The organism is Mycolicibacterium holsaticum DSM 44478 = JCM 12374 (assembly GCF_019645835.1).
In the GTDB taxonomy this organism is placed as follows: Bacteria; Actinomycetota; Actinomycetes; order Mycobacteriales; family Mycobacteriaceae; genus Mycobacterium; species Mycobacterium holsaticum.
Genome location: NZ_CP080998.1, coordinates 657,109 through 683,819, shown reverse-complemented (window position 1 = coordinate 683,819; position 26,711 = coordinate 657,109). Strand labels below are relative to the sequence as shown.

Sequence of the window (26,711 nt, the reverse complement as noted above, 5' to 3'; positions counted from 1 at the left end):
TGTCTGCGCCGGGTGAAGTTACAGGCCCTTGAACCGTTCCTTGACCTGCTCGTCGGTCAGCCCGTAGTCGGCCAGCGAATAGGTGTGCTTGGGCGCGCGCGGGCCCTGCTGGCTTTCGGCGAAGCGGTGCTGCACCGCCGCACGCGCCGCGTCGGTGAACTCGATGCCGAAATACCGATAGATCTCTTCGACGCTGCTGACCGGGTCCTTGACGAACTCGAAGTAGTCGACATCGCAGAACTGCGCCGGATCGTGCTCGGCCCGAACGGTGGTGAACCGCCGCAGGCCGCGTGACCAGGTTTCCATCGCGTCTTCGCCGATCCGGGCGCCGACAAACGAGTCCGACCAGCCCGCTGTGGTGTGCTGCGCCAGCGAGCACATCGACGCCATGATGGTTTCGGCGGGCCGGTGACACTGCACGACCAGCGCATCGGGATAGGTTTCGAGCAGCGCGTCGAGCGCGAACAGGTGGCTGGGATTCTTGAGCACCCAGCGCTTCTCGGCGTCGTTGAGACCGATCAACTGCAGGTTGCGCCGGTGCCGCTGATACGGCTTGGTCCAGTCCTGCTTGGCCAGCCACTGCGAGTACGTCGGCAGGTGCGCCAGCGTCTCGTAGGACACCGAGTGCAACGACTGGCGCAGCAGCTGCCAGCACTCCTCGACCTCGTCGGCGGTCATGTAGTGCAACCCGGTGTAGTCCGGGTTCTCGTCGTGGGCCTTCTTGAACCGCGCGTCGAGCTCGGCGAAAGCCGGGTTGTCCGGCCAGGTTTCGCGGGGCGGGCGGGGTTGGGGGAATTCGGCCAGCCAGAGCTCCAGGCCCTGGTGCGCCGGGTCTGCGGTGAGCAACCGGTGAATGGCGGTGGTCCCGGTGCGCGGCAGGCCGGTCACGAAGATGGGCCGCTCGATGACGACGTCGGCGTGCTGGGGGAACTGCTTCCACGCCGCCTCGGAAAGTAACCGGGCGACCAGTGCGTTGCGGACGAAGAACCGCTGCATCTTGCTGCCGAACTCGGTCAGGTCCGCGTCGCGTTTGAACGACTCCAGCAGGACGGCCAGCGCCTCCCGGTAGTTGTCGTCATCGGTGCCGAAATCGTCCAGACCGCACGCCTTGGTCGCTGAAGCGTGCAGGTCTTCGACGGTGCCGACGTCGGTGCGCGCCATCAGGCTTTGTACTCCCCGCAGTTGACGTCAAGCGCCTGGCCGGTGATACCGCTGGACAGGTCGCTGGCCATGAACAGGATGGCCGAGGCCACCTCGTCCTCCGTCGGCAACCGCTTGAGGTCCGACGCGGCGGCGGTGGCGTTGTAGATCTCCTCTACCGTGGTTCCGTACTTGCCGGCCTGGTGGTTGAAATAGCTTTCCAGCGTGCCGCCCCAGATGTAGCCGGGCAGTATGGAGTTCACCCGGATGCCTTGCTCCCCCAGTTCCGTGGCCAGCGACTGCGACATCGCCAACAGCGCGGACTTGGCCATCTTGTAGGCGCCGTACTTGGCCTGCGAGTGGCGCACCACCATCGAGTTGACGTTCACCACCGAACCCTTGGCCTCGGCCAGCGCCGGGGTGAAACCCTGGATCAACCGCAGCGCGCCGAACACCGTCAACTCGATGGCATCGCGCATGTGCTCGAACGTGGTGTCGGCCAACGGCTTCATCGACGGCACCCGAAACGCGTTGTTGATCAGCGCGTCGACGCGGCCGTACGCCTTCATCGTCTCCTCGACGAGGTTGTCCACCTGCGCGTCGTCGGTGATGTCGGTACCCACGGTCACCGCGCGACGTCCGGTGTCGGTCACCTGCTTGGCCACGTCCTCGAGTCGTTCGACGGTACGGGCGGCCAGCACCAGATCGGCGCCGGCCTGCGCACAGCGCCGCGCCAACGTGGTGCCCAACGCCGGTCCGACGCCGCTGATGACCACGACCTTGTTTTCCAGCACTACCCCACCATCCTGTCGCCGATCTGCTTCTGGCGCAGCGCGATCCGCGCGCGCCAATCCTCACTGGAGATCTTGTTCGATTCGTAGTACGGCAACGCGGCCGCCACCTTGTCGAGGTCGACCACCTCGACGGCGGGGCCGTCGGCCTCGGTCAACTCCCGCGACAGCCGCTGCCAACGGAACTGCAGATAGCCCTTGCTGTGCCCCAACGTCTCGCACCAGTTCGTCACGCCGGGATTACCGTCGGAAACCACGATCCGGACTTTGCCGTCCGGATCAGCTTGGGCCTGAGTACCGTTCAACGATGTCTGGTGGTTGATGTAGTCCAGCGAGATGTACCACAGGCTGCCCAGCTGAAAGCCGAGATACGGTGCGTCGGAGACGGGCAGCGTGATGATCATGGCCTGCTCCGGTGCGAGGTCGAAGTGCCCCACCGACGAGTACTGGGTGGCCAGCCCGCCCGGGGTGCGCCTCGGTGCGGTCATGGTGTTGACCGGAAGGTTGTCGTAGAACCACTGCGGAAACTGCAGCCACGTCTTGACCCGCTGCACCAACTGCTTACCCGCGACGGCGTAGCGCTTGTGGATCGTCTCGGGTGTCAGCGGTGGCGGCGCGGTGCCGGCGGTGTCGGTGCGCGCGATGCTGATGTGGCCGCGCTGCGCAGACCAGTCGTTGTAGACCTCGCGGATGACCAACTGCGCCGGGCTGTCGGGGACCACCCGCCATTCGAACGTGCCGTCGTCGGCGATGTCGAGTTCGCGGTCGTCGAACGCGGCCTGGCTCGGCGGGACGTTGTCGTCGGTGTACTCCCCGCCGATCATCTGGAACGCCAGATCGGTCGTGGTGCCGCGCTTACCGCTGATGACGTACTCGTGACCGGCGTGAACCCGGGTGCCGAAGTACAGCGCGTCGGGGTTGTCCAGACCCATCTTGGTGAACGGCCCCGTACCGGACTGCAGGAACGGGTGGTCCCGCTCGTAGTCGAACGCCAGGTGCGTGCACGAGGCAATGCACCCGGCGAGGTATTGCAGGCCCTCGAGGAGGTCGGCGTCGGATTGGATGAAGTGCGCCTCGACGACCAGCCTTTCGGCCTCGGCGATGGCGTCGATCAGTGGCTGCGAGTACACGCCTTGAAACTAGAACCCGTTCCAGGTGTAGTCAATATATCGACCGCTTCGGTACATATATGGAACGAGAGTAGGCTGCTGGCGTGTCCACGACGGAGTCTTCGGGCCGCGCGTCGCCACCGACCGACCGGGTGGTGCGCATCCTGGACTACCTGGCGGACCGTCCCGCAGAGCGCTTCGGCGTATCGGACCTGGCCCGGCGCGTCGGCCTGAGCAAGCCGACCTGCCTGGGCATCGTCACCTCGCTGTGCGACGCGGGCTATCTGGTGCGCGACGCCTCCGACAAGACCTACCGACTGGGCCCGTCGCTGATCACGCTGGGCCACCGGGCGCAGGAGTCGATGCGCGTCAGCCCGGCCGCCCGCGAGGAACTGCGCCGGCTCTCCGCGCGGTTCGGCGTCACCGCGGCGCTCTCCGGTGTCGTCGACGACCGGATCACGGTGCTGGACCTGGTGGCGCCGCCCGGCGCGCGGCCGGGCGTCGAGGTCGGCCAGAGCTATCCGTTCGCCCCGCCGGTGGGCCTGATGTTCGTGCTGTGGGACGACGAGGCCGAACGCGACTGGTTGGCCAAGGAGCCGACGATGCCGTTGCGGACGGACGCCGGGCGGCTGAGCCGGGTGATCGCCGAATGCCGCGCGGACGGTTACCTCGTGGAGCGGCTGACCCCGGGTGGACGACGGCTGTACTCGTTGATGGCGGGCATGTCCTCGGATCTGCCCGACGAACTGCGGGCGCTGCTCGGCGAATTGGTCTCCGGCATCGGTGAGCGGGTGTACCTGCGCGACGAGAACTCCGGTCCCCGCAGGCGCCATGACATCAGCGTGATCTCGGCACCGGTGTACGACCACTACCGACGGCAGGTCATGGTCGCCTCGATGCACATCGGAACGGCGCTGACCGACACCGAGATCACCGAGCGGGCACGCGCTTTGGTCGCGACGGCCGATGCCGTGACGGCCCAGCTGGGCGGGATGAAACCGCAACCGCAGTCTGCGCGTCCACGTCTACGCTGACCACGTGTAAGCCGGTGAGCGGCGACGCTTGTGGCGCCGGTCGAAACCGGCGCCACAAGGTCGTCACGGGTTAGGCGTCAGTCAACGCGGCCGAGATCGGCGTGGGCGTCACCTCGACACCACACTCGTTCGAGATCTCTGTCACCGGCTGGTTGATCGTCTTCAGCTCGGACTCGACCTGCGGGTTCTGCGCGAAGTAGGTGCGGAAACCCTCGGTCGCCTGCTCCTGCGGCTGCGTGGCGATCTTCGTCAGCGCCTCGTTGGCCTCGGGATTGGAGGCGAGGTAGGTGCTGGTGGATGCCGCCACCGTGCTTGACGTCGTGGCGATCGCGCTCACACTGCAGCTGGAGTCCTGCGTCGGCGTCGGCGCCGGTTGAGCGTTGGCGACCGGTGTGACGATCGCGGCGGACCCAAACGCGAGCAGGCCGCCTGCAAACATGCCGTACAGGCCGCGTCGAACGGTCGTTGCGGACAGGTTCATCGAATCACTCCTTCGGTCTGCGGCCACGTGGCCGCTCCACGAAGGCGTAGCCGCTGCCGGGGGCAGGCTAAACAAACCCCAGCTCAGCTCGTGCTGGCCAGCGCAAACGGCAGCACCTCGGTCGCCCCAGCGGCCCTGACCACCCGCGACGCCATCGTCAGCGTCCAGCCCGTGTCGGTCACGTCGTCCACCAGCAGCACCGGGCCCGTGACCCCGGACAGGTCGGGCGGCTCCCACGCACCGTCCAGCGCAGCTACGCGGTAGGCCGAGTTCGCCGCGGTCACCGGCCGGCGCCCGGGCGCGTAGCGCAGCACTCCCAGATCGGTCAGCCGGCCGAGGCGGGCGAGCTCGCGGGCCAGCGAGGCGATCAGCAAGGGGTGGGTGTCCGAATCCAGCGCCATCACCGCGGTCGGGCGGGTCTGCCAGTTCCACGAGGCCAGCACCTGCACCGCCGCGTCGACGACTTCGGCGGGCACCTGCGCATCGGGTTCGTCGAGCAAGCGGCGCAACCGCGCACCCCATCCGAGATCGGTCAGCCGCCCCAGCACCCGCCCGATTTCCGGGCCGTCGCCGATTCGGCCCTTCAGATCCAGCCCGAGCCTGCTCAACGCCGTGGGCCACTGCTTGCGCGGCGTGAGCTCCACCCCGGGCCGCATGAGCCGCGCCTTGACGTCCTGTTCGGCCGTGGCGTCGACGACGGTGTCGTAGCGCGCGCCCGTGCAGTTGTCGCAGCGGCCGCAGCGTTCGTCGCGGGCAAGTTCGGGATCGTCGAGTTGGGCCCGCAGGAACGCCATCCGGCAGCCGTCGGTGGCCTGGTAGTCGAGCATCGCCTGCTGTTCGCGTTTGCGCGCCTCGTCGAGCTTTCGGTAGCGCGCTTCGTCGTAGGTCCACTCCTGCCCGGTGCCCAGCCAGCCGCCCTTGACGCGGCGCACCGCACCGTCGACGTCGAGCACTTTCAACACCATTTCCAGCCGGGTCCGGTTGAGGTCGACGAGTGGCTCCAGGGCCGCGCTCGACAGCGGCCGATCCGCATCGAGTTCCCGGATAACCTTGCGCACCAATGCTTCCGGCGGAAACGCCACGGATGCGAAGTACCGCCAGACCTCCTGGTCCTCGCTCCCGGGCAGCAACACCACCTCGGCGCTCTCGGTGGACCGGCCAGCGCGCCCGACCTGTTGGTAGTAGGCGATGGGCGAGGACGGCGCGCCGAGATGCACGACGAACCCGAGGTCGGGTTTGTCAAAGCCCATGCCGAGCGCCGACGTGGCGATCAGCGCCTTGACCCGGTTGGCCAGCAGGTCCGCCTCGAGTTGTTCACGCTCTGCGGCCTCGGTCGAACCGGTGTAGGCCGCGACCGGATGCCCCTGTTCGCGCAGCAGTGCGGCGATGTCGTGGGCCTGGGCGACGGTGAGCGTGTAGACGATGCCCGAGCCGGGCAGCGAAGCCAAATGCGCGGCAAGCCAAGCCGCACGTTGCGCGGGGCTTCCCGCCTTGACCACCGAGAGCCGCAGGGACGCGCGGTCAAGGCCGCCGCGCAACACCAGCGTGTCACCCCCGCCGACGCCCAGCTGCGCCGCGACGTCCTCGACCACCCGGTCGTTGGCGGTCGCGGTGGTGGCCAGCACCGGGATGTCGGCGCCCAGTTCGGCGATCAGCGTGCGGATCCGCCGGTAGTCGGGCCGGAAGTCATGGCCCCAGTCCGATACGCAGTGCGCCTCGTCGACCACCACCAGCCCGGCGTCCTTGGCCAGTGCGGGCAGTACCGTGTCACGAAAGTCGGGGTTGTTCAACCGTTCCGGGCTTACCAGCAGGACGTCGAGTTCACCGGCGTGTACCCGGCGGTGGATGTCGTCCCACTCGGCGACGTTGCTCGAGTTGATGGTCGCGGCGTGGACACCCGCCCGGTCGGCGGCACCCACCTGGTTGCGCATCAGCGCCAGCAGCGGTGAGACGATCACCGTCGGGCCGTGGCCGGCGGCACGCAACAGCTTGGCGGCGATGAAGTACACCGCGGACTTACCCCAGCCGGTGCGCTGCACGACGAGCGCGCGCCGCCGGTGCACCACCAATGCCTCGATGGCCGTCCACTGGTCGTCGCGCAGCGCGGCGTGCGGCCCTGCCAGCTGCCCGAGGATCGCCTGGGCCTGCTCTCGCGTTGTCATCGCTTCATCGTGCAACTAGGCAACGACAAGCCAGATCGCGACGAAGTGGCAGACCGCGGCGGCCGCGGTGAACGCGTGGAAGAACTCGTGGTGCCCGAAGGTCTGCGGCCACGGATCGGGCCAGCGCACGCCGTAGACGACGGCGCCGACGTTGTAGAGCACCGCGCCCGCGACCAGAAGGGCGACCACCGCGAAACCTGCTCCGTCGAGCAGGGTTTCGGCGAACCAGATGGCGACGTAGCCGAGCATGAGGTACAGCGGCACGCCCACCCACCGAGGAGTCGACGGCCACACCATCTTGAGCGCAACGCCGCAGGCCGCCCCCGTCCAGACGATCGCCAACATCTTGGATCCCGCCAGCGGCGGCATCGCCACCAACGCCAGTGGTGTGTAGGTGGCGGCGATGAAGACGAACACCGTCGAATGGTCCAGCCGCATCATCCAGCGGTGCGCGCCGACCGAGACCCAGCGGACCCGGTGATAGGCGGCGCTCACGCTGAACATGGCGACGATGGCGGTGACGTAGACCAGCGCCGACCATCCGGCCCGCGGTGTGCCCGAACTCCACGCGACGGGCACCAGTGCGGCACCGGCGACGACGGCCAACGCCGCGAAGACGAGATGGATCCAGCCCCGCGCGCGCGGCGGCCCGGCGAGGGTGCCGGCCGAACTCGCTAGCCGGCGGTCGACGCTGCGTCTCCGCGTGGCTGCGCCGGGGCTGCCCCCAGTTCGCGCTTGATCTCCAGCGCGATGTCGATGAGCTGATCTTCCTGGCCGCCGATCAGCTTGCGCTGCCCGGCGCGGTGCAGCAGCTGATGTGCGGGCACGCCGTAACGCTCGGACTGGCGGATCGCGTGCTTGAGGAAGCTGGAGTACACCCCGGAGTAACCCATGATCAGCGCGTTGCGGTCGAGCAGGCACTCGGCGGGCATCGCGGGGGCCACCACCTCTTCGGCGGCGTCGGCGATATCGAAGAAGTCGATGCCGGTCTTCACACCGATCTTGTCGAACACCCCGATCAGCGCCTCGACCGGGGCGTTGCCCGCACCGGCGCCGAACCGGCGGCACGACCCGTCGATCTGCTTGGCACCCGCGCGCACGGCCTCGATCGAGTTGGCCACCCCGAGGCCGAGGTTCTCGTGACCATGAAAACCGACCTGCGCGTCGTCACCGAGTTCGGCGACCAAGGCCGCGACCCGATCCCGCACGCCCTCGAGCACCAGCGCGCCCGCGGAGTCGACGACGTACACGCACTGACAGCCGGCGTCGGCCATGATGCGGGCCTGCGCGGCCAGCTTCTCCGGCGGAATCGTGTGGCTCATCATCAAGAAGCCGACGGTCTCCAACCCGAGTTCGCGCGCAAGGCCGAAGTGCTGGATCGACACGTCGGCCTCGGTGCAGTGGGTGGCGACGCGGCAGATCGAACCGCCGTTGTTCTGCGCCTCCTTGATGTCCTCCTTGGTGCCGACACCGGGCAGCATCAGAAAGGCGATCTTGGATTCCTTGGCCGTCTCGGCGGCCACCTTGATCAGCTCCTGCTCCGGGGTCTTGGAGAACCCGTAGTTGAAGCTGGATCCGCCGAGACCGTCGCCATGGGTCACCTCGATGACCGGCACCCCCGCCGCGTCCAGCGCGGCGACGATCGCATGCACCTCGTCCTTGGTGAACTGGTGACGTTTGTGGTGGCTGCCGTCGCGCAGCGAGGTGTCCGTCATCCGGACATCCCAGATCGGATTGAAGTAGATCTCGTCGGTAACACTCATGCCTGACCTCCTGCCGTTGTGGCGAGGGATTCTTTCGCGATCTCCTCGCCCACCTTGGCCGCCGCGGCGGTCATGATGTCCAGGTTTCCAGCGTAGGGCGGCAGGTAGTCACCCGCACCCTCCACTTCGACGAACACGGTCACCAGATGGTTTCCGCCGTTGACCACCGACGGCTCGTCGAACTGCGGCTCGTTGAGCAGTCGGTATCCGGGCACGTAGGTCTGCACCTCGGCGACCACATCCTTGATCGACTCGGTGATGGCCGCGTGGTCGGCATCCTCGGGAATCGCGCAGAAGATGGTGTCGCGCATGATCATCGGCGGTTCGGCCGGGTTGAGGATGATGATGGCCTTGCCGCGCTGCGCGCCGCCGATCACCTCGACGCCGGCGCTGGTGGTCTTGGTGAACTCGTCGATGTTGGCCCGTGTGCCGGGGCCCGCGGACGCCGACGACACCGACGCGACGATCTCGGCGTAGGGCACGCCGACCACCCGCGATACCGCATAGACCATCGGGATGGTCGCCTGCCCCCCGCAGGTCACCATGTTCACGTTGGGCGCATCGAGGTGCTCACGCAGATTGGCCGGCGGGATCACGCCCGGCCCGATCGCCGCCGGGGTCAGGTCGATCGCGCGGATACCGGCCTCGGCGTATTTCGGCGCCGCATCGCGGTGCACGTAGGCGCTGGTGGCCTCGAAGACCATGTCAGGTTTCTCGCTCTGGGCCAGCAGCCAGTCCACACCTTCATGCGAGGTTTCCAGCCCGAGCTTGCGGGCGCGCGCCAGACCCTCGCTCTGCGGGTCGATGCCGATCATCCACCGCGGTTCCAACCACTCCGAGCGCAGCAGCTTGTAGAGCAGATCGGTGCTGATGTTGCCCGATCCGACGATCGCGACAGAGGCCTTGTTCGGCATTAGTAGCTCCTCGACTATTCGAAATTCAAACGCACCGAGCCGAGCCCGGCGAAATCTGCGACGTATTCGGCGCCGGGGGTGGCGTCGAACGCCTTCGTGCACGAACCCGGCAGCACGATGTCACCCGCCTTGAGACGGACACCGAAGCCCTCCACCTTGCGGGCCAGCCAGGCCACCGCGGTCACCGGGTTGCCCAGCACGGCGTCGCTGCGGCCCTTCGCTACCACCTCGCCGTTGCGGGTCAGCACCGCATCGATGTTGCAGATGTCGATGTCGGAGGGTGCGACGCGGTTCTCCCCGAGCACCCAGCCCGCGGAGGACGCGTTGTCGGCGATCGTGTCGCAGAGCTTGATCTTCCAGTCGCTGATCCGGGTGTCGATCAACTCGATGGCAGGAGCGAACGCGGCCGTCGCGGCCAGCACGTCCGCCTCGGTGCAGTCGGCGCCCGGCAGGTCCTCGGCCAGGATGAAACCCACCTCCACCTCGACGCGCGGATAGAGGTAGTCGGCGGATTTCACGGGCGTGTGCTCGAACACCGCCATCTGGTCGAGCAGGTGTCCGTAGTCGGGTTCGTCGACGTTCATCATCTGCTGCATGGCCTTCGACGACAGGCCGACCTTGTGGCCGATGACCTTCGCCCCTGCCGCGACCCGCTGCCGGATGTTGATCAACTGGATCTCGTAGGCGTCAACGACGTCGATGTCCGGGTGGCGGTCGGTCAACGGTGCGATCGGCACCCGGCTGCGCTCGGCGTCGGCCAGCTCAACGGCCAGTTGCTCACGAACCTCGGAACTGAGCATCTACGTGAAGTCCCCTCGTTTCGTCGACCGGCGCAGTTGTGGGTCGGCCGGGCAATTCTATAACGTGTTCTACATGACCGGACAGGAGTACGACGTCGTCGTGGTGGGCAGCGGCGCCGCCGGCATGGTCGCCGCCCTTACCGCCGCTCACCAGGGACTCTCGACGATAGTCGTTGAGAAGGCGCCGCACTACGGTGGTTCCACTGCGCGGTCAGGCGGGGGCGTGTGGATCCCGAACAACGAGGTACTCAAGCGCGACGGGGTCAAGGACACCCCCGAGGCCGCCCGCACCTACCTGCACAACATCATCGGCGACGTCGTCCCCGCCGAGAAGATCGACACCTACCTCGCGCGCGGCCCGGAGATGCTGTCGTTCGTCCTCAAGAACTCGCCGCTGAAGCTGTGCTGGGTGCCCGGCTACTCCGACTACTACCCGGAGACCCCAGGCGGTAAGCCCACCGGGCGCTCCGTGGAGCCCAAGCCGTTCAACGCCAACAAGCTGGGCCCCGACCTGCCCGGCCTGGAGCCGCCCTACGGCAAGGTGCCGATGAACATGGTCGTCATGCAGCAGGACTATGTCCGGCTCAACCAGCTCAAGCGCCACCCGCGCGGGGTGATCCGCAGCCTCAAGGTCGGGGTTCGCGCCACCTGGGGCAAGGTCACCGGCAAGAACCTGGTCGGCATGGGCCGCGCGCTGATCGCGCCGCTGCGCATCGCGCTGCGCAAGGCCGACGTTCCGGTGCGCCTGAACACCGCGCTGACCGACCTCTACGTCGAGGACGGCCGGGTTTGTGGAATCTATGTCCGGGACACCAACGCCCCGGAATCCACTGAGCCCGAACTGATCCGGGCCCGTCGCGGCGTGATCCTCGGCTCGGGTGGCTTCGAGCACAACGAGCAGATGCGGGTGAAGTACCAGCGGGCGCCGATCAGCACCGAGTGGACGGTGGGCGCGGTGGCCAACACCGGCGACGGCATCCTGGCTGCCGAAAAGCTCGGCGCCGCACTGGACATCATGGAAGACGCTTGGTGGGGTCCGACGGTGCCGCTGGTCGGTGCGCCGTGGTTCGCGCTGTCGGAGCGCAACTCGCCGGGCTCGATCATCGTGAACATGGCGGGTAAGCGGTTCATGAACGAATCGATGCCGTATGTCGAGGCCTGCCACCACATGTACGGCGGGCAGTACGGGCAGGGGCCGGGGCCGGGCGAGAACATCCCGGCGTGGCTGGTGTTCGACCAGCAGTACCGCGACCGCTACATTTTCGCCGGCTTGCAGCCGGGACAACGCATCCCGAGCAAGTGGCTGGAATCCGGAGTCATCATCAAGGCCGACACCCTCGAAGAACTCGCAGCCACGGCGGGCCTGCCCGCCGACGCGTTCAAGGCCACGGTCGAGCGGTTCAACGGGTTCGCCCGCTCCGGTGTCGACGAGGATTTCCACCGCGGCGAAAGCGCCTACGACCGCTACTACGGCGACCCCACCAACAAGCCCAACCCCAACCTCGGTGAGATCAGCCACGGTCCGTACTACGCAGCCAAGCTGGTGCCAGGCGATCTGGGCACCAAGGGCGGTATCCGCACCGACGTGCACGGGCGCGCACTGCGCGACGACGGCTCGGTGATCGAAGGGCTATATGCTGCAGGCAATGTCAGCGCACCGGTGATGGGACACACCTATCCCGGCCCGGGCGGCACCATCGGTCCGGCGATGACGTTCGGATACCTGGCAGCACTACAAATAGCGGGGAAGAACTGATGCCGATCAATCTCGACGAGGCGCTGGGCGCCGAACTGCCCGCCGCTGAGTTCTCTTGGTCCAGCAGCGATGTCCAGCTCTACCATCTCGGCCTCGGCGCCGGGCTGGATCCGATGGACAAGCGCGAATTGCGGTATCTGGTCGACGACACCCCGCAGGTGCTGCCGACGTTCGGCAACGTCGCACAGAGCTTTCACATGACCGAACCCCCGAGCGTGCAGTTCCCCGGGATCGACATCGAGCTGTCCAAGGTGCTGCACGCCAGCGAGGCGGTGTCGGCGCCGGGCCCGATTCCCGCGTCGGGCACCGGTCGTGCGGTCACCCGGTTCACCGACATCTGGGACAAGGGCAAGGCCGCGGTGATCTGGTCGGAGACGACGGTGACCGCGCCGGACGGCACGCTGCTGTGGACGCAGAAACGGTCGATCTTCGCCCGCGGCGAGGGGGGTTTCGGTGGCGAGCGTGGGCCCTCGACTTCCTCCGAGCCGCCGCAGCGGGCAGCCGACTTCGAACTGGCAATTTCGACGTCACCGCAACAGGCCTTGCTCTACCGCATGTGCGGGGACCGCAACCCGCTGCACTCCGATCCCGATTTCGCGGCGGCTGCAGGCTTTCCGCGCCCGATCCTGCACGGGTTGTGCACCTACGGCATGACGTGCAAGGCGATGGTGGACACCCTGCTCGACGGTGACACCGCGCGCGTCGCAAGCTACGGTGCGCGCTTCGCCGGTGTGGTGTTTCCCGGCGAAACGTTGCAGGCGCGCATCTGGAAAGAGGGTGACCGTTTCATTGCGGTGGTCACCGCGCCGGAGCGTGACGACGCGGTGGCGCTGGCCGGGGTGGAGTTGATTCCGGCCTGACGTCGCCGGATCGACTTTGCCAGCAAAACACCATTCGCAGGTCGGCTTAGGTATACCCCGCTGCCCTTACGATGTGCGGCGTTGCTGAACATGCACGCCCATAACGCATCTCACGTTCGGGCGGGCTGACGACTTTCCACAATCACCTGGCAATTTGTTAGGTTCGGGTTTGGAAAAACCGTCCCCACGGGTAGGGGATGCCGAAAGTCGGACGACCAGGAGTGCATCACCTTGAACAAGATGACCAAGATATCGCTATCGGCAACCGCCACTTTCGCCGCGGCCGGAGTCATCGGCGTTTTCGCCGCGCCGGTCGCAGCCGCGGACGTCGAAGCCGAAGCCACCACACAGACGCAGACTCAGCCGCAGATCCAGGTTCAGACATTGACGCTCGGAAACCAGGGGAAGCTGGTTGACGGAAACGTTGTTCAGGGCTGGACCGTCGATAACCTTCAGCCGAGCAGCGACCCGATTCCTTACACCGTGCAGGGGACGCTGTGGGAGGTCACCGCCAACGATCAAGCGATCCAAGGCACCGTGATCCCGATCGTGTCGAACCTCAACGCCCGCGCCAGCGACGGCCAGACGTACCGCGCCTTGTTCGGTGTCGCCACCCCGCAGGGGGTCAACCCGGCCGCGCTTCCGCAGGGTGAACAGACCACCGGCAAGGTGTATTTCGACGTCACCGGCGCCGAGCCGAACAGCATCGTCTACAACGCGGGCGGCCAGGACCTGATCGTCTGGGTCCAGGCGCCGAAGTCGACATCCAGCGGTGCCGCGTCGACGTCGTATCCGTCGACTCAAAGCCCCACCCAGGCCGCACCGGCGGCCGAGGGCACGTCGGCCGCGCCGGCCGCGATGGGGACCGAAGCGCCCGAGGGCAGCCAGGGCACCCCGCTGCCGGAAGGCACACCGGCCGAGGGCACACCCGCCGCAGCGCCGGCTGAGGGTGCGCCGGCTCCCGCCACCGCGGAAGGGACTCCGCAGCCCGCAGGCAGCCAGGGAACTCCGGTCCCCGCGGGTGATCAGGCGCCGACACCGACGACCTACACGCCGGCCCCGACGCCCTGAACCGCTGTCACGAGTGCGATGACCACCAGGCGTACAACTGCGGGAAGGTCGGCCCCTGCGGGCCGCTCTCGACGGCGCTGACCACAAGTCGATCGTCGTCGGTCCAGACCACCGTGGGCTGACCTTCCCGAAGCCCGCAGAACAACGTGCCGCTCACCCGGTCCGGCGTGGCGTTGCGCCGCCACGGGCCCGGTGACTGGATGTTGCCGGGGCACACCACCCGGTTGGCGGACTGCAGCGCCTTTCCAAACGCGGCGTCAAGCGCAGCCTTGTCGGCGACCAACGTGTAGACGCCCGACAGCGGACCGTCCGGATCGATGTTGTTGGTGCAGTTGACCTGTGCCAGAACGCTTTCCGGGGCGTTGACGGCTTCACATGAGCCGGCTGGGTAGCCGCGTGGCAGCATCTGCATAAGGCGGGCGTCATGGTCAAGACGTGGCGCCGGCTCCGGTGACGTGGTGGTCGGGGACAACGTCGTCGGCAACGTCGTCGGCGGCGCGGCAGGCGGCTCGGCGGCGGAACGCTCGCCGTCTGTTGTCGGCCGCAACAACCAGAACACCAGCCCGCCGATCGCGACCACGGCGACGACTACGGTCAGCGCAACCGGCACCAGTTTGGGCACCGAACGCGGTTGCACCGGCCGGGGGTTCACGGTGAGCGGGGCGTCGAAGCGGCGCGGCCAGTCGCCGTCGGCGTCCGGCGGCTTGGCGGACGGATCCGGTGGCTGCGGCGAACTCACGGGTCCGAGGGTAGTGGCCGCGCCACGCCCGGTGGCGGGGTCAGCCCAGGATCAGACCCGATGTCGGCACGCCGGTGCCTGCGGTGACAAGCACGTGCTCGACGTTCGGCACCGGGTTGACCGACGTGCCGCGCAGCTGCCGCACCCCTTCGGCGATGCCGTTCATGCCGTGGATGTACGCCTCACCCAATTGGCCGCCGTGAGTGTTGATCGGCAGCCGTCCGCCGATCTCGATGGCGCCGTCGGCGATGAAGTCCTTGGCGTCGCCTTGATCGCAGAAGCCGAGCTCCTCCAACTGAATCAGCGTGAACGGCGTGAAATGGTCGTAGAGGATCGCGGTCTGGATGTCGGTCGGCTTGAGACCGGACTGCTCCCACAGCTGCCTACCCACCAACCCCATTTCCGGCAGGCCGAGCTCGGGCCGGTAGTAGCTGACCATTGAATATTGGTCTGCACTGGAACCCTGGGAGGCCGCCTCGATGATCGCGGGCCGGTGTTTGAGGTCTTTGGCCCGCTCGGCGGAGGTGATGACCAGCGCCACCCCACCATCGGTTTCCTGGCAGCAGTCCAGCAGCCGCAGCGGTTCGGCGATCCACCGCGAATTCTGGTGGTCCTCGATGGTGATCGGCTTCTGGTAGAAGTACGCCTTCGGGTTGTTGGCCGCGTGCTTGCGGTCCGCGACCGAAACCGCACCGAAGTCTCTGCTGGTGGCACCGGACTGATGCATATACCGCCTGGCGATCATCGCCACCTGCGCTGCGGGTGTGGACAGCCCGTGCGGATAGGAGAACGAGTTGTCCACACCGGTGGAGTCGGCGTTCTCGACCAGCCGCATCTGCACCTGACCGAAGCGGGTACCCGAGCGCTCGTTGAAAGCCCGGTACGCCACAACGCAATCCGCGACGCCGGTCGCGACCGCGATCGCGGCCTGCTGGACGGTGGCGCAGGCCGCTCCGCCGCCATGGTGGATCTTGGAGAAGAACTTCAGCTCCGGGATGCCGATCGCGCGCGCGATGGCTACCTCGGTGTTGGAGTCCATCGTGAAGGTGACCATGCCGTCGACGTCGGCCGGGGTCAGGCCGGCGTCGGCGAGCGCGTCGAGAACGGCTTCCGAGGCGAGCCGAAGCTCGCTGCGACCCGAGTCCTTGGAGAAGTCGGTGGCGCCGATCCCGACGATCGCCGCCTTGCCGGACAGCGCGCTCTTGCTCATGCTCGGCTCCCCGCTCGCTCCGGTCCTCGCTCGTTCCTCGCTGCGATCCTCACTCCCGGTCGCCTTCGCGGCATCAGTTACCTCCGATGGTGAGCGTCGCGTTGGCGATGACATGGTCGCCAAGGCTGTTGCTGCCAGTGATTTTCAGCGTGATGAGCCCGTCGTCGACGGCGGTGACCTCACCTCTGAACGTCACGGTGTCGTAGGCGTACCACGGCACCCCGAGACGTAGACCGATCGACTTGATGACCGCGGTGGGGCCCGCCCAGTCGGTGATGTAGCGCTGCACCAGGCCGGTGTCGGTGAGGATGTTGACGAAGATGTCCTTTGACCCTTTGGCCTGCGCCTTGTCGCGGTCGTGGTGGACGTCCTGATAGTCCCGGGTCGCGATCGCCGTCGACACGATGAACGTCGGATCGCCGTACAGCGCCAGTTCGGGCAGCTTGGCGCCTACTTCGACAGTCGGTGTGCTCACACTGTTCGTCATTCGTCAGGCTCCCATGCGTACAGTGTCCAGGCCGGGCCTGAATCGCCTTCGGGAAAGTCGATAAACGTTGCGCGGACCGGCATTCCGATCTCCACCGCGGCGGGGTCGACATTGCGCAGCTGCCCGAGCATCCGAACGCCCTCTTCGAGTTCGACGAGCGCGACGACGAACGGCAGGGTACGGCCGGGCACCTTCGGGGCGTGGTGCACCACGAAACTGAACACGGCGCCCTTGCCGCTGGCCACCACATAGTCGGTGGGCTGCTGTTTGTCCTGCCACAGCGCCGGCACCGGCGGATGCTGCAGCGTGCCGTCGGGACGCTTCTGGATGCGTAGTTCGTGCGCGTTGACCCCGTCCCAGAAGAACTTGGTGTCCCGCGACGACGCCGGCCGCATCATCGAGTCGGCGTCCAGATCGTCGGGCACCTGGCTAGCCGCACCACCTTGATCGTCGGCAGGCCTGAACTTCATGATGCGCCACATCATCTCGGCGATATCCTCATCGCCCACCTGCCAGGTGATCTTCTGCGTGATGAAGAACCCCTCGCCGAGCGCGGTGTTCTTCGGACCGATGACGTCGGTCAGTTCGGCGGTGACGCTGACCTGTTCGCCGACCCGCAGATACCGGTGATACGTCTGTTCGCAGTTGGTCGCGACCACCCCGATATAGCCTGCGTCGTCGAACAACTCGATGATCTTGCCGAGCGGGTCGTCGTCGGGGCGCACACCGCCGAGACCCATCATCGTCCACACCTGGATCATCGCGGGCGGGGCGACGGTGCCGGGATGACCGGCCGCCTTCGCCGCGGCCTCGTCGACGTAGATCGGGTTCTTGTCGCCCATCGCGTCGAGCCAGTGCTCGATCATCGGCTGGTTGACGGGATGGCGGCCCACCCGCGGCTTGCTCTTGCCTTCGGCCTTGACCCGCTCGGCGGCGGCCTTGATGTCGTCGACGCTCATCGGTGCCCTCTGCTCTTCGCGCAAGCGCTCATCGGCGTCCTCTGCTCTTCGCGCAAGCGCTCATCGGCGTCCTCTGCTCTTCGCGCAAGCGCTCATCGCGGCACCCTCGGAACCTTCAGGCCCGCGGCCGCGATCATCTCCCGCATCACCTCGTTGACACCTCCACCGAACGTGATCACCAGGTTCCGTTTGGTCTGGCTGTCGAGCCATTCCAGCAGCTCCGCCGTCTCCGGATCTGCCGGGTTGCCGTACCTTCCGACGATCTCCTCGGCCAGCCGGCCCGCGTACTGGATCCGTTCGGTGCCAAACACTTTGGTCGCCGCAGCGTCGGCGACGTCGATGGTCTCACCGGATGCGGCGACCTGCCAGTTCAACAGCTCGTTGATGCGCCACATGGCCTTGAGTTCACCCAGCGAACGCTTGACGTCGTCGTGGTCGAGCGGGGCGGCCCCGTTGCCGCCCGGCTTGGAAGCCCACGCGTGCACGTGGTCGTAGAGCGACGCGAAGCGGCCCGCCGGACCCAACATCACCCGCTCGTTGTTGAGCTGGGTGGTGATCAGCTTCCAGCCACCGTTCTCCTCGCCGACGAGCATGTCCGCGGGGACCCGCACGTCGTTGTAGTAGGTGGCGTTGGTGTGGTGGGCACCGTCGGACAGGATCATCGGCGTCCACGAGTAGCCGGGATCCTTGGTGTCGACGATGAGGATCGAAATACCCTTGTGCTTGACCGCTTCTGGATCCGTTCGGCAGGCCAGCCAGACGTAGTCGGCGTCGTGCCCGCCGGTGGTGAAGACCTTCTGCCCGTTGACGATGTACTCGTCGCCGTGTCGCACTGCGCTGGTGCGCAGCGACGCCAGGTCGGTGCCTGCTTCCGGTTCGGTGTAGCCGATCGCGAAATGCACCTCGCCCGCGAGGATTCCGGGCAGGAACTTCTTCTTCTGCGCATCGGTCCCGTACTGCTGCAGCGTGGGTCCCACGGTCTGCAGTGTGACGGCAGGCAGGGGCACGTCGGCGCGCTGCGCCTCGTTGACGAAGATCGACTGCTCGATGGGCCCGAAGCCCAGGCCGCCGAACTCCTTGGGCCAGCCGACGCCGAGCTTGCCGTCCGAGCCCATCCGCTTGATGACCGCCCGGTACGCCTTGCCGTGGCGGTCCTTCTCCATCTCCTTGGCCTCTTCGGGGGAGATGAGGTTCGAGAAGTACTCCCGCAGTTCTGCTTGCAGCTGCTTTTGTTCGGGCGTCAGCTCGATGAACATTCCTGCCTCCCGTCGTTCCCTGGCGTCCGGCCGTGGCCCGTTCGCTCGCCCAGTGCTGCTCCCACCAAGTCGAGGCGGTGTGACGGACCGCCGACCAGACGGGTGAGGTCCTTGATCGTGGAGTAGTAGCGATCCATCGGGTAGGTGATGTCCATACCCATACCTCCGTGCAGGTGATGACACAGCTGCATCACCGGGGGCGCCTGCGAGGCCAGCCAGTAGCCCAGGATGTCGAGATCCTCGTCGGCTTGCGGATCATCGGGGCGGCCTTCTGCGAGCCGCCACGCCACCGACGTCGCGACCAACGTCAAAGTGCGAGAGGCGATGTAGACCTCGGCGAGCTGCGCTGCCACCGTCTGAAACGTCGACAACGGCTTGCCGAACTGCTCGCGGTTGGCGACGTAGTCGGCGGTGAGCCGCAGCGCACCGGCGACCAGGCCGGCGGCGTAGGCGCCGATCGCTGCCAACGCCAACTGGTTGACCCGGCGCGGCAGCGCGCCCTCGAGCACCCCGTCGACCTGCGCATCGGTGAACGTGACCGTGTACTCGTCGCCGCCGTTGGAGGCCGGGGTTTTGGTCACCTGGACACCGTCGGCCTTGGGGGACACCACGGCGACGCCGGTGTCGGCGGTCACCAGCATCCAATCTGCTTGTCCCGCATAGGGAACGGCGACCTTGGTGCCGCTGAGCCGGTAGCCGTCGGCGGAGTGCGAAAGGACGGTCGCGGGCCGGTCGGGCAGCGGCGCGCCGGGTTCGTTGAGCGCGGCTGTCAGCACCGCACCCTTGGCCACCCCGGCAAGGTAACGGTCCTGCTGCTCGTCGGAGGCCAGGTCCCGCAGCGTCAACAGGCCCAGACCCAGCGTGGCCAGCGCGGGACTGATGGTGCCGTGACGGCCGACCTCGGTCAGCGCCGTGGCCACCTCGGGTAGCCCGACGCCGTCACCGCCGAGGCGTTCGGGCACCGCAAGGGCGGTGACTCCCCCGGCAACCAGCGCGTCCCAGCTGTTGTCCCGATCGAGCACGGACGTCACCACGTCGGCGACAGCCTGCTGCTCCGGGTTGGGCGTGAAATCCACCCGTCCTCCTTATTGCAAACGACGCGCCCCGCGCGGGTGATCCGGTTTCGTGCCGATCAGTGCTTGACGGGGCACTTACCGGTGTAGTCAACCTGCCAGTGTTTGATGCCGTTGAGCCACCCCGACTTCAGCCGCTCGGGCTCGCCGATCGACTTGAGGTCGGGCATGTGGTCGGCGATCGCGTTGAAGATCAAGTTGATGGTCATCCGCGCCAGGTTGGTGCCGATGCAGTAGTGCGCACCGGTGCCGCCGAACCCGACGTGCGGGTTGGGGTCGCGCAGGATGTTAAAGGTGTGCGGATCCTCGAAGACGTCTTCGTCGAAGTTGGCCGACCGGTAGGACATCACCACCCGCTCGCCCTTCTTGATCTTCACCCCGCCCAGCTCGACATCCTCGAGGGCGGTGCGCTGGAACGCCGAAACCGGGGTCGCCCAGCGCACGATCTCGTCGGCGGCGGTCGACGGACGTTCTTTCTTGTACAGCTCCCACTGGTCGGGGTTCTGCGAGAACGCGATCATGCCGTGGGTGATCGAGTTGCGGGTGGTCTCGTTGCCCGCCACCGCCAGCATCACCACGAAGAAGCCGAACTCGTCGTCGGTGAGCTTCTCGCCGTCGATGTCGGCCTCGATCAGCTTGGTGACGATGTCCTCGGTCGGGTTCTTGGCGCGCTCCTCGGCCATCTTCATCGCGTACTGGATCAGCTCGACCGATGACATCGCGGGATCGACGTCGGCGTACTCCGGGTCCTCACCGGCGGTCATCTCGTTGGACCAGCGGAAGATCTTGTCGCGGTCCTCCTGCGGGACACCGAGCAGCTCGGCGATGGCCTGCAGCGGCAGCTCGCAGGACACCTGTTCGACGAAGTCGCCGCTTTCCTGTGCGGCCGCGGTCTCGGCGATCTTCTGCGCGCGGGCGCGCAGTTCGTCCTCGAGGCGCCCGATCGCCCTGGGGGTGAAGCCACGGGAAATGATCTTGCGCAGCCGGGTGTGCTGCGGCGCGTCCATGTTGAGCAGCACGTTGCGCTGCAGGTCGATGGCCTCCCGCGTCATGTCCTGCGGCCAGACCGGGATGGCGCCGTCCGGCGAGCTGCCGAAGATCTCGTTGCGCAGAGACACTTCCTTGACGTCGGCGTGCTTGGTGACCAGCCAGTACCCTTTGTCCCCGAAGCCGCCCGTACCCCCGGGGACGTCGACCCAGTGGATGGGGTCGGACTTGCGCAGTTCGGCGAGCTCGGCGACCGGCAGACCCTTGAGGTTCAGGTCGGCATCGAGGGGATCGAATCCCTTGGGCAGGTTCGGACCAGACATCCGGTGGGCTCCTTTGCAACACTTCTGCAACGTGTTCTAGTGCCAGTAAAACATGCCTTCTGCGCAGATGAAAGGCAGGTAAGCATCCTCGCTTGTCAGGGTAATGAAACGTGTTCTAGCCTGACGTAATGGGTAACCCTGTCATTGTTGAAGCCACTCGCAGTCCCATCGGTAAGCGGAACGGATGGTTGTCCGGCCTGCACGCCACGGAGTTGTTGGGTGCCACTCAGAAGGCTCTCGTCGAGAAGGCCGGGATCCAAGCCGGCGACGTCGAGCAGGTAATCGGCGGCTGCGTCACCCAGTTCGGTGAGCAGTCCAACAACATCACCCGGGTGAGCTGGCTGGTAGCGGGCCTGCCCGACCACGTCGGCGCGATGACGGTGGACTGCCAGTGCGGCAGCGGGCAGCAGGCCAACGGGTTGATCGCGGGCCTCATCGCGGCGGGCGCCATCGACATCGGCATCGCCTGCGGCGTCGAGGCGATGAGCCGGGTGGGGCTGGGCGCCAACGCCGGACCCGACCGCAGCATTCTGCGGCCGGCGTCCTGGGACATCGATCTGCCCGATCAGTTCACCGCCGCCGAGCGCATCGCCAAGCGCCGCGGCATCACCCGCGAGGACATCGACGAGTTCGGCTTCCAATCGCAGGCCAAGGCCAAGCAGGCGTGGGCGGAGGGTCGTTTCGACCGCGAGATCAGCGGCATCGAGGCGCCGGTGCTCGACGAACAGAAGCAGCCGACCAGCGAGCGGCACGTCGTCACCCGCGACCAGGGGCTCCGCGACACCACCCTGGAGGGCCTCGCCGCGCTCAAGCCGGTGATCGAGGGCGGTATCCACACCGCGGGTACCTCGTCGCAGATCTCCGACGGTGCGGCCGCGGTGCTGTTGATGGACGAGGACAAGGCGCGCGCGCTCGGCCTGAAGCCGCGGGCGCGGATCGTCAGCCAGGCCCTGGTCGGCGCCGAGCCGTACTACCACCTCGACGGCCCGGTGCAGTCGACGGCCAAGGTGCTGGAAAAGGCCGGCATGAAGATGGGTGACATCGACATCACCGAGATCAACGAGGCGTTCGCCTCGGTCGTGCTGTCGTGGGCCCGGGTGCACAACCCCGACATGGACAAGGTCAACGTCAACGGCGGGGCCATCGCGCTGGGGCACCCCGTGGGCAGCACCGGTAGCCGGCTGATCACCACCGCGCTGCACGAGCTCGAGCGCACCGACAAGAGCACGGCGCTGATCACGATGTGCGCTGGCGGCGCGCTGTCCACCGGCACGATCATCGAACGGATCTAGCCGGCCCAGTGTCGGGTTTGTGTCACGCAACCAGCGTTACCACCGTGGCATAACCCAACGTTGGGTCAGCCGCGTGCGATGCGCGGACGGATCCGCGCTCGAATGTGGTGGATTCTGCCGTCGGCGGCCGGGATCAGAAACGTCTCGTCGACGTCGGCGACGACGCGGCGGCCCGCCAGCGTCGCCTTGGTGACGACGGTGAACGTCGCGTGCACGTGATCGCCGTCGACGCGGAACTCGCGGTCGGTGGTTGCGTCGATGACGCGGTACTGCGGTCCGCGGTTCAGGCTGCGGCGCAAATGATTTCCGGAGAACCCGGTTTTGAGCCCCACCTCGATGCGGACGCAGGCCGGCGCGAACGGCACCTGCTCGGCGCGATGGCTGGCGAGCGCCTCGATGTATGCATCAGCGGCCGCGATACGGTCGGTGTCCGACACGATGTCCATTGCCCGAGCATAGGATGACCGCCATGGCAAAGTCGCGCCCCCGGTTCATGGACACCAAGCCCGCGGACTTCTTCATCAAGTGGATGGCGAAGGTCAACACCTACATGTACCGCCGCAGCGACGGTGAAGGCTTCGGCAGCGACTTTCAGGGCATCCCGGTGGCGCTGCTGACCACGACCGGCCGCAAGACCGGTCAGCCGCGGATCAGCCCGTTGTATTTTCACCGCGACGGCGACGTGGTCGTCGTGGCCGCGTCCAAGGGCGGCAGCGACAAGCACCCGATGTGGTACCTCAACATCAAGGCCAACCCGAAGGTGCAGGTGCAGATCAAAAAAGAAGTGCTGGATCTGACCGCACGCGATGCCACCGACGAGGAACGCGCCAAATACTGGCCGAGGCTGGTCGAGATGTATCCGACCTACGAGGACTACCAGTCCTGGACCGATCGGGTGATCCCGCTCGTGATCTGCGAACCCTAGCGCCTGGCCGGTTGGCCTGGCCGGCAGGATCCGCAACTCACGGCCGCTCGCGCTGATCATGAAATACTTTGCGCGCGCCCATATCTGGATCTACCGGCGCACCGGGGCGCCATCCCACTGGTGCTGTGCGAACCCGGTTGACCCGGTCCCCGGTTTGTGGATTTGCCCGGTTGCCGACCGCCACCGGACGTAGTGTGAACCGCACCACCGGGTTACACCTACGGAGCGTCGATATGCAGGCTGCCTCCACGCGGCGAATCCTCCGCGTCGTCTTCACGGCGATCATCGCCGCGGTCCTCTTCTTCGTTTCCGCGCTGCCGGCGTGGGCTGCCGAGTCGATGACGTTGACCTTCGTCCGCCACGGGCAGTCGCAGGCCAACGCCGACGACCGCATCGACACGTCGGTACCGGGGCCAGGGCTGACCACGCTGGGCCAGCAGCAGGCGGCGGATATCGCAATAGCCCTGGCCGACAGGGACTTCGACGGTATCTATGCGTCCAACATGGTGCGCACCCAGCAGACCGCTGCGCCGCTGGCGGCCATGCTGGGCCAACCGGTGGTGGTCTTGCCGGGTCTGCGCGAGATCAACGCGGGAATCTTCGAAGGCTCACCGGAGTCCGGCGGTCTGGGCCGGCTGGGGTATGCCGTGTCGCCGGCGCTGTGGACGCTGGGCGCCCGGTTCGTGCCGGTGTTGGGCGCCCCGGACGGCAACGCGTTCGACGCCCGGGTGGACAACGCGATCCGGACGATCTACGACAGCGGCGACCGCAACGCCGTGGCATTCGCGCACGGCGCCACGATCATGTTCTGGGTGATGATGAACGTCGACAATCCGGACCTGGGACTGATGCTGCGTCGCCCGTTGGGTAACACCGGGGTCGTCGTCGTCACCGGCAACCCCGACGACGGCTGGGTGCTCACCGAGTGGGACGGCGTGGCGGTCTCTGCGAATCCGCCGCTGCTGACCAAGTTGTTCGTCGACGTCCGCGACCTCGTCACAGCACCGCAGACCGCGCTGTACAACATCGGGCAGGCGTTCGCGAGCGGGGACATCGCAGCGCTGGCGAACGCGGTGCGAGACGGGGTGATCGACGTCGTCAAGGCCGTCGTCGAGTTCGTACCCAACGTGGTCCGCGACGTCGTCGACGAGTTCAGCAGGTCGTCCGCGCGCACCGTCGACGAGCCGGTGAACATCAATGCCACCGATGACAGCTCGCCTACTGAACTGGTCGACGGGACGGGCGAACCCGATCCGGCGCCCACCGCCGAGACAGCCGAGACCGCCGACGAGCCCGAAACCGCGTCGCTGCTCACCAAGGTCAAGAAGCGCGCCGGGGCAACGGATCTGACAAGCGGCAACAAGGTGAACCCGGGCGACACCATCGAAACCACCGGCACCGACGCCGATGCGGATGCCGATGCCGATGCCGTGGCCGCGCCCGGCGATCTCAAGGGTGTGGTCACCTCGCTCACCGACCGCCTCCGTGCCACCCTGGCTCCCGACAAGCCCGAGGCGGCCGATACCGACACCGGCGCGGAGCAGCAGCCCGCGGCCTGACCCGCAGCGGTCACGCGCCACGGGGCTCGGCGGCTCGGTTCCGCGTCGAAAGCAGGTTCACCGCGGCGGCCACCGACAGCAGGGCGACGCCGACGCCGATGGTCACCGGGCTCAGATAGAGCAGCAGCGCGGCGGCGGGTGCGCACAGCGCCCGCTCCGGCCAACCCGCCGGCCCGAACATCCACCGGCCGGTGACCACTGCCAGCGCGGCCACCGCCAGCGCGGCCACCGCCGCCGTCCACACCATGTCAGACAACGACCGCAACCCGAGCAGGCCCTCACCGTTACCGGTCAGCACGAACGCGAACGGCACCAGAAACGCCGGCAGCGTGTACTTCCAGGTCTGCATCATCGTGGGTATCACCCGGCCGCCGGTGATGGCCGACGCCGCGACCGCGGCCAGCGCCGTCGGCGGTGTCACCTCGGAGAGCACAGCGAAGTAGAAGACGAACATCGCCACCGCAGGCGCGGCGACGCCGAGGTCCTGCAACGCGGGTCCGACGATCACCCAGCTGATCACGAACGACGCGGTGACCGGGACCGCAAGGCCCAGCACCGACACCGCGAGCGCGGCAAAGATCGCCGTGAAAATCAGGACGGCAGTGGGGTTTTCCGAGATCGCTCGGGCGGTGTTGACGAGGATGGAGTTCAGCTGCAGGCCGAGTCCGGTCCGGGTGATCATCGCGGCGATGAGCCCGGCCGCGGCGCACACCGCCGCCACCGCGAGCACGCTGCGCACCCCGGCGGCCAGCGCGCGGTAGAGCCGCACCGGGGTCATCCGGTGGTCGCGGTCCAGATACGACAGCACGATCTGCACGGCGGTGGCGTAGACGACGGCGCGCATCGCCGACATGTCCAGCGCGAGGAACACGACGATCATCGCCAGCGAGATCAGGTGATAACCGAACCTGCCCAGCAGGCGCAGGGTCGATTCGGCCTCGGTGTCGACTTCGCCTGTGCCGTAACGCCGGGCGTCGATCTCCACCGCGCACAGGATGCCGAGGTAGTACAGGATCGTCGGCACGATCGCCCAGATCAGCACGGTCAGGTAGGGCACGCCGAGGTACTCGGCGATGATGAACGCCGCGGCGCCCAGTGTCGGTGGCGACAGGATCGCGCCGATACCTGCGGCGGCCAGCATTCCGCCCGCGTTCTCGGCAGGGTAACCGGCCCGGCGCAGCACCGGCCACGTCACCGATCCCAGGCTGACCGTCGTCGCGGTTCCCGACCCCGAGACGCTGCCCATCAGAAATCCCGCCAGCGTCACCGTCCGTCCCGGCGCGGCGCGGGAACGGCGGAATGCGGAGAAGGACAGGTCGATGAAGAACTTGCTGGCGCCGGTCGCCTCGAGCACCGCTCCGTAGATGGTGAACAACACGATGTAGGTGGCCGCGACGTCCAACGGCACTCCGTAAAGGCCCGTCGACTGCAGGAACGATGCGCTGACGATCTGGTCCCAGTCGACCCCGGCGTGCGCGATCGCCGCGCTCTGCGGCAGATAACCGCCGTAGTACGCGTACCCCAGCGCCAGCACGGACACGATCGGCAGCGCCGCACCCGTGGTGCGCCGGCAGGCCTCCAGGACGAGGAGCACGACGAGTGACCCGACGAGCACGTCGACCACACCGGGCGTGCTCTGGCGGCTCAGGAACTCATCGAATCCGCCACCGCCGTCGCCGATCTGGAAGGGCAGGATGGGATACAGACAGGCCACCAGCGCCACCAACGCCAACAGCCAGTCCAGCAGCGTCGGATTGTCCCTCGGCGGGTCGGTGGTCTTCGTGCGGCGTAACCTCAGCCCCGACCGGTAACACAGGAGGGTCAGCGGCAGCACCGCCGCCAGGAACAGGATCAGCGAGACCTGATTGCCCTGCGCGAGCGGAAAGAACACCTGATACAGCGCGAAAAGCCCGATCAGAACACAGCCGAGGGCAACCAGATGGTGCACCCAGCCGGTCAGCGCGCGGGCCGGCTTGTCTTCCTCATATCCGGTCGGTTGTCCCGCCGCTTCGGCTGCGGC

24 protein-coding genes and 1 pseudogene are annotated in these 26,711 nt (G+C 67.1%); 7 read left to right on the top strand and 18 right to left on the bottom strand.

What is annotated here, in order from left to right:
• Positions 1-18: 18 nt before the first annotated feature.
• The 3 genes from K3U96_RS03350 to K3U96_RS03340 are packed head-to-tail and all read right to left on the bottom strand — an operon-like array spanning position 19 to position 3,061.
• Positions 19-1,161: a sulfotransferase family protein gene (locus K3U96_RS03350; protein WP_069406193.1), complete on the bottom strand. Its 1,143-nt coding sequence runs from the start codon at positions 1,159-1,161 to the stop codon at positions 19-21.
• Entirely contained in the window at positions 1,161-1,934 is a 774-nt protein-coding gene (locus tag K3U96_RS03345) for an SDR family oxidoreductase (RefSeq protein ID WP_220692068.1), read from the bottom strand. The genes K3U96_RS03350 and K3U96_RS03345 overlap by 1 nt, the downstream gene beginning before the upstream one ends.
• Positions 1,934-3,061, bottom strand: coding sequence for a hypothetical protein (locus K3U96_RS03340; RefSeq protein WP_220692067.1), 1,128 nt, complete (start codon positions 3,059-3,061; stop codon positions 1,934-1,936). The genes K3U96_RS03345 and K3U96_RS03340 overlap by 1 nt, the downstream gene beginning before the upstream one ends.
• 83 nt (positions 3,062-3,144) lie before the next feature.
• Between K3U96_RS03340 and K3U96_RS03335 the strand changes: the two genes are divergently transcribed.
• Entirely contained in the window at positions 3,145-4,074 is a 930-nt protein-coding gene (locus tag K3U96_RS03335; RefSeq protein ID WP_220692066.1) for an IclR family transcriptional regulator, read from the top strand.
• Positions 4,075-4,144: 70 nt separating this feature from the next.
• On the opposite strand, the gene K3U96_RS03330 is transcribed toward K3U96_RS03335, so the two are convergent.
• The 6 genes and pseudogenes from K3U96_RS03330 to K3U96_RS03305 all read right to left on the bottom strand — a co-directional run bounded on the left by K3U96_RS03330 (position 4,145) and on the right by K3U96_RS03305 (position 10,194).
• A complete protein-coding gene (locus tag K3U96_RS03330; protein ID WP_220692065.1) occupies positions 4,145-4,555 on the bottom strand; it encodes a heme-binding protein in 411 nt (136 codons plus the stop codon).
• An 83-nt stretch (positions 4,556-4,638) separates the two neighbouring features.
• Positions 4,639-6,717: a RecQ family ATP-dependent DNA helicase gene (locus tag K3U96_RS03325; protein WP_220692064.1), complete on the bottom strand. Its 2,079-nt coding sequence runs from the start codon at positions 6,715-6,717 to the stop codon at positions 4,639-4,641.
• A 15-nt stretch (positions 6,718-6,732) separates the two neighbouring features.
• Positions 6,733-7,458: pseudogene (gene trhA, locus K3U96_RS03320) on the bottom strand (PAQR family membrane homeostasis protein TrhA); the annotation flags it as partial.
• The gene (dmpG, locus tag K3U96_RS03315; RefSeq protein WP_069407580.1) at positions 7,392-8,480 is read right to left on the bottom strand and encodes a 4-hydroxy-2-oxovalerate aldolase; all 1,089 of its coding nucleotides are present in this window, start codon (positions 8,478-8,480) and stop codon (positions 7,392-7,394) included. The pseudogene trhA and the gene dmpG, both read right to left, overlap by 67 nt.
• The gene (locus K3U96_RS03310; RefSeq protein ID WP_220692063.1) at positions 8,477-9,394 is read right to left on the bottom strand and encodes an acetaldehyde dehydrogenase (acetylating); all 918 of its coding nucleotides are present in this window, start codon (positions 9,392-9,394) and stop codon (positions 8,477-8,479) included. Before K3U96_RS03310 ends, dmpG begins: the two co-directional genes overlap by 4 nt.
• Before the next feature lie 14 nt (positions 9,395-9,408).
• Positions 9,409-10,194: a 2-keto-4-pentenoate hydratase gene (locus K3U96_RS03305; RefSeq protein WP_220692062.1), complete on the bottom strand. Its 786-nt coding sequence runs from the start codon at positions 10,192-10,194 to the stop codon at positions 9,409-9,411.
• Between the two features lie 73 nt (positions 10,195-10,267).
• Between K3U96_RS03305 and kstD the strand changes: the two genes are divergently transcribed.
• The 3 genes from kstD (at position 10,268) to K3U96_RS03290 (ending at position 13,881) form a co-directional block, all read left to right on the top strand.
• Positions 10,268-11,950 carry a 3-oxosteroid 1-dehydrogenase gene (kstD, locus tag K3U96_RS03300; RefSeq protein WP_069407581.1) on the top strand — a complete coding sequence of 561 codons (1,683 nt, stop codon included), beginning with the start codon at positions 10,268-10,270 and terminating at the stop codon, positions 11,948-11,950.
• Positions 11,950-12,810, top strand: coding sequence for an enoyl-CoA hydratase ChsH3 (locus K3U96_RS03295; RefSeq protein WP_220692061.1), 861 nt, complete (start codon positions 11,950-11,952; stop codon positions 12,808-12,810). The genes kstD and K3U96_RS03295 overlap by 1 nt, the downstream gene beginning before the upstream one ends.
• Positions 12,811-13,050: 240 nt before the next feature.
• The gene (locus K3U96_RS03290) at positions 13,051-13,881 is read left to right on the top strand and encodes an MPT63 family protein (protein ID WP_220692060.1); all 831 of its coding nucleotides are present in this window, start codon (positions 13,051-13,053) and stop codon (positions 13,879-13,881) included.
• A gap of 7 nt (positions 13,882-13,888) precedes the next feature.
• Here K3U96_RS03290 and K3U96_RS03285 read toward each other — a convergent pair whose 3' ends face one another.
• The 7 genes from K3U96_RS03285 to K3U96_RS03255 form a co-directional block, all read right to left on the bottom strand.
• Positions 13,889-14,620: a hypothetical protein gene (locus tag K3U96_RS03285; RefSeq protein WP_220692059.1), complete on the bottom strand. Its 732-nt coding sequence runs from the start codon at positions 14,618-14,620 to the stop codon at positions 13,889-13,891.
• Positions 14,621-14,660: 40 nt separating this feature from the next.
• The gene (ltp2, locus tag K3U96_RS03280; protein ID WP_220692058.1) at positions 14,661-15,830 is read right to left on the bottom strand and encodes a 17-hydroxy-3-oxo-4-pregnene-20-carboxyl-CoA lyase; all 1,170 of its coding nucleotides are present in this window, start codon (positions 15,828-15,830) and stop codon (positions 14,661-14,663) included.
• 73 nt (positions 15,831-15,903) lie between these two features.
• Positions 15,904-16,305, bottom strand: a complete 402-nt coding sequence (locus K3U96_RS03275; protein ID WP_069406169.1) for a MaoC family dehydratase — start codon at positions 16,303-16,305, stop codon at positions 15,904-15,906.
• An 8-nt stretch (positions 16,306-16,313) separates the two neighbouring features.
• Complete coding sequence (locus K3U96_RS03270) at positions 16,314-17,276, bottom strand: bifunctional MaoC family dehydratase N-terminal/OB-fold nucleic acid binding domain-containing protein (protein ID WP_220692057.1); 963 nt, start codon at positions 17,274-17,276, stop codon at positions 16,314-16,316.
• Positions 17,277-17,368: 92 nt separating this feature from the next.
• Complete coding sequence (gene fadE29 / locus K3U96_RS03265; RefSeq protein WP_220692056.1) at positions 17,369-18,532, bottom strand: acyl-CoA dehydrogenase FadE29; 1,164 nt, start codon at positions 18,530-18,532, stop codon at positions 17,369-17,371.
• Positions 18,517-19,608 (bottom strand): acyl-CoA dehydrogenase family protein, encoded by a 1,092-nt coding sequence (locus K3U96_RS03260; RefSeq protein WP_220692055.1) that lies wholly within the window; start codon positions 19,606-19,608, stop codon positions 18,517-18,519. The genes fadE29 and K3U96_RS03260 overlap by 16 nt, the downstream gene beginning before the upstream one ends.
• 56 nt (positions 19,609-19,664) lie before the next feature.
• On the bottom strand, positions 19,665-20,915 hold the full coding sequence (locus tag K3U96_RS03255) for a cytochrome P450 (RefSeq protein WP_069406164.1): 1,251 nt from the start codon (positions 20,913-20,915) through the stop codon (positions 19,665-19,667).
• A gap of 128 nt (positions 20,916-21,043) precedes the next feature.
• Here K3U96_RS03255 and K3U96_RS03250 point away from each other — a divergent pair, with 128 nt between their 5' ends.
• Entirely contained in the window at positions 21,044-22,207 is a 1,164-nt protein-coding gene (locus K3U96_RS03250) for a steroid 3-ketoacyl-CoA thiolase (protein WP_069406163.1), read from the top strand.
• 65 nt (positions 22,208-22,272) lie between these two features.
• Here K3U96_RS03250 and K3U96_RS03245 read toward each other — a convergent pair whose 3' ends face one another.
• On the bottom strand, positions 22,273-22,653 hold the full coding sequence (locus K3U96_RS03245) for a DUF8021 domain-containing protein (protein WP_069406162.1): 381 nt from the start codon (positions 22,651-22,653) through the stop codon (positions 22,273-22,275).
• A 23-nt stretch (positions 22,654-22,676) separates the two neighbouring features.
• On the opposite strand from K3U96_RS03245, the gene K3U96_RS03240 reads away from it, so the two are divergent.
• Together K3U96_RS03240 and K3U96_RS03235 are read left to right on the top strand one after the other, a co-directional pair.
• Positions 22,677-23,132: a nitroreductase family deazaflavin-dependent oxidoreductase gene (locus K3U96_RS03240; RefSeq protein ID WP_220692054.1), complete on the top strand. Its 456-nt coding sequence runs from the start codon at positions 22,677-22,679 to the stop codon at positions 23,130-23,132.
• Between the two features lie 233 nt (positions 23,133-23,365).
• Positions 23,366-24,691: a histidine phosphatase family protein gene (locus tag K3U96_RS03235; protein WP_220692053.1), complete on the top strand. Its 1,326-nt coding sequence runs from the start codon at positions 23,366-23,368 to the stop codon at positions 24,689-24,691.
• A 10-nt stretch (positions 24,692-24,701) separates the two neighbouring features.
• Here K3U96_RS03235 and K3U96_RS03230 read toward each other — a convergent pair whose 3' ends face one another.
• Positions 24,702-26,639 (bottom strand): TRAP transporter permease, encoded by a 1,938-nt coding sequence (locus K3U96_RS03230; protein WP_230982353.1) that lies wholly within the window; start codon positions 26,637-26,639, stop codon positions 24,702-24,704.
• Positions 26,640-26,711: the final 72 nt, after the last annotated feature.

What these genes read in the sequence shown, in the direction of transcription:
- K3U96_RS03350 (WP_069406193.1), bottom strand. Translation starts at nt 1,161, where the DNA reads ATGGCGCGCACCGACGTCGGCACCGTCGAAGACCTGCACGCTTCAGCG.
- K3U96_RS03330 (WP_220692065.1), bottom strand. Translation starts at nt 4,555, where the DNA reads ATGAACCTGTCCGCAACGACCGTTCGACGCGGCCTGTACGGCATGTTT.
- K3U96_RS03325 (WP_220692064.1), bottom strand. Translation starts at nt 6,717, where the DNA reads ATGACAACGCGAGAGCAGGCCCAGGCGATCCTCGGGCAGCTGGCAGGG.
- dmpG (WP_069407580.1), bottom strand. Translation starts at nt 8,480, where the DNA reads ATGAGTGTTACCGACGAGATCTACTTCAATCCGATCTGGGATGTCCGG.
- K3U96_RS03310 (WP_220692063.1), bottom strand. Translation starts at nt 9,394, where the DNA reads ATGCCGAACAAGGCCTCTGTCGCGATCGTCGGATCGGGCAACATCAGC.
- K3U96_RS03305 (WP_220692062.1), bottom strand. Translation starts at nt 10,194, where the DNA reads ATGCTCAGTTCCGAGGTTCGTGAGCAACTGGCCGTTGAGCTGGCCGAC.
- kstD (WP_069407581.1), top strand. Translation starts at nt 10,268, where the DNA reads ATGACCGGACAGGAGTACGACGTCGTCGTGGTGGGCAGCGGCGCCGCC.
- K3U96_RS03295 (WP_220692061.1), top strand. Translation starts at nt 11,950, where the DNA reads ATGCCGATCAATCTCGACGAGGCGCTGGGCGCCGAACTGCCCGCCGCT.
- K3U96_RS03290 (WP_220692060.1), top strand. Translation starts at nt 13,051, where the DNA reads ATGACCAAGATATCGCTATCGGCAACCGCCACTTTCGCCGCGGCCGGA.
- ltp2 (WP_220692058.1), bottom strand. Translation starts at nt 15,830, where the DNA reads ATGAGCAAGAGCGCGCTGTCCGGCAAGGCGGCGATCGTCGGGATCGGC.
- K3U96_RS03270 (WP_220692057.1), bottom strand. Translation starts at nt 17,276, where the DNA reads ATGAGCGTCGACGACATCAAGGCCGCCGCCGAGCGGGTCAAGGCCGAA.
- fadE29 (WP_220692056.1), bottom strand. Translation starts at nt 18,532, where the DNA reads ATGTTCATCGAGCTGACGCCCGAACAAAAGCAGCTGCAAGCAGAACTG.
- K3U96_RS03255 (WP_069406164.1), bottom strand. Translation starts at nt 20,915, where the DNA reads ATGTCTGGTCCGAACCTGCCCAAGGGATTCGATCCCCTCGATGCCGAC.
- K3U96_RS03250 (WP_069406163.1), top strand. Translation starts at nt 21,044, where the DNA reads ATGGGTAACCCTGTCATTGTTGAAGCCACTCGCAGTCCCATCGGTAAG.
- K3U96_RS03245 (WP_069406162.1), bottom strand. Translation starts at nt 22,653, where the DNA reads ATGGACATCGTGTCGGACACCGACCGTATCGCGGCCGCTGATGCATAC.
- K3U96_RS03240 (WP_220692054.1), top strand. Translation starts at nt 22,677, where the DNA reads ATGGCAAAGTCGCGCCCCCGGTTCATGGACACCAAGCCCGCGGACTTC.
- K3U96_RS03235 (WP_220692053.1), top strand. Translation starts at nt 23,366, where the DNA reads ATGCAGGCTGCCTCCACGCGGCGAATCCTCCGCGTCGTCTTCACGGCG.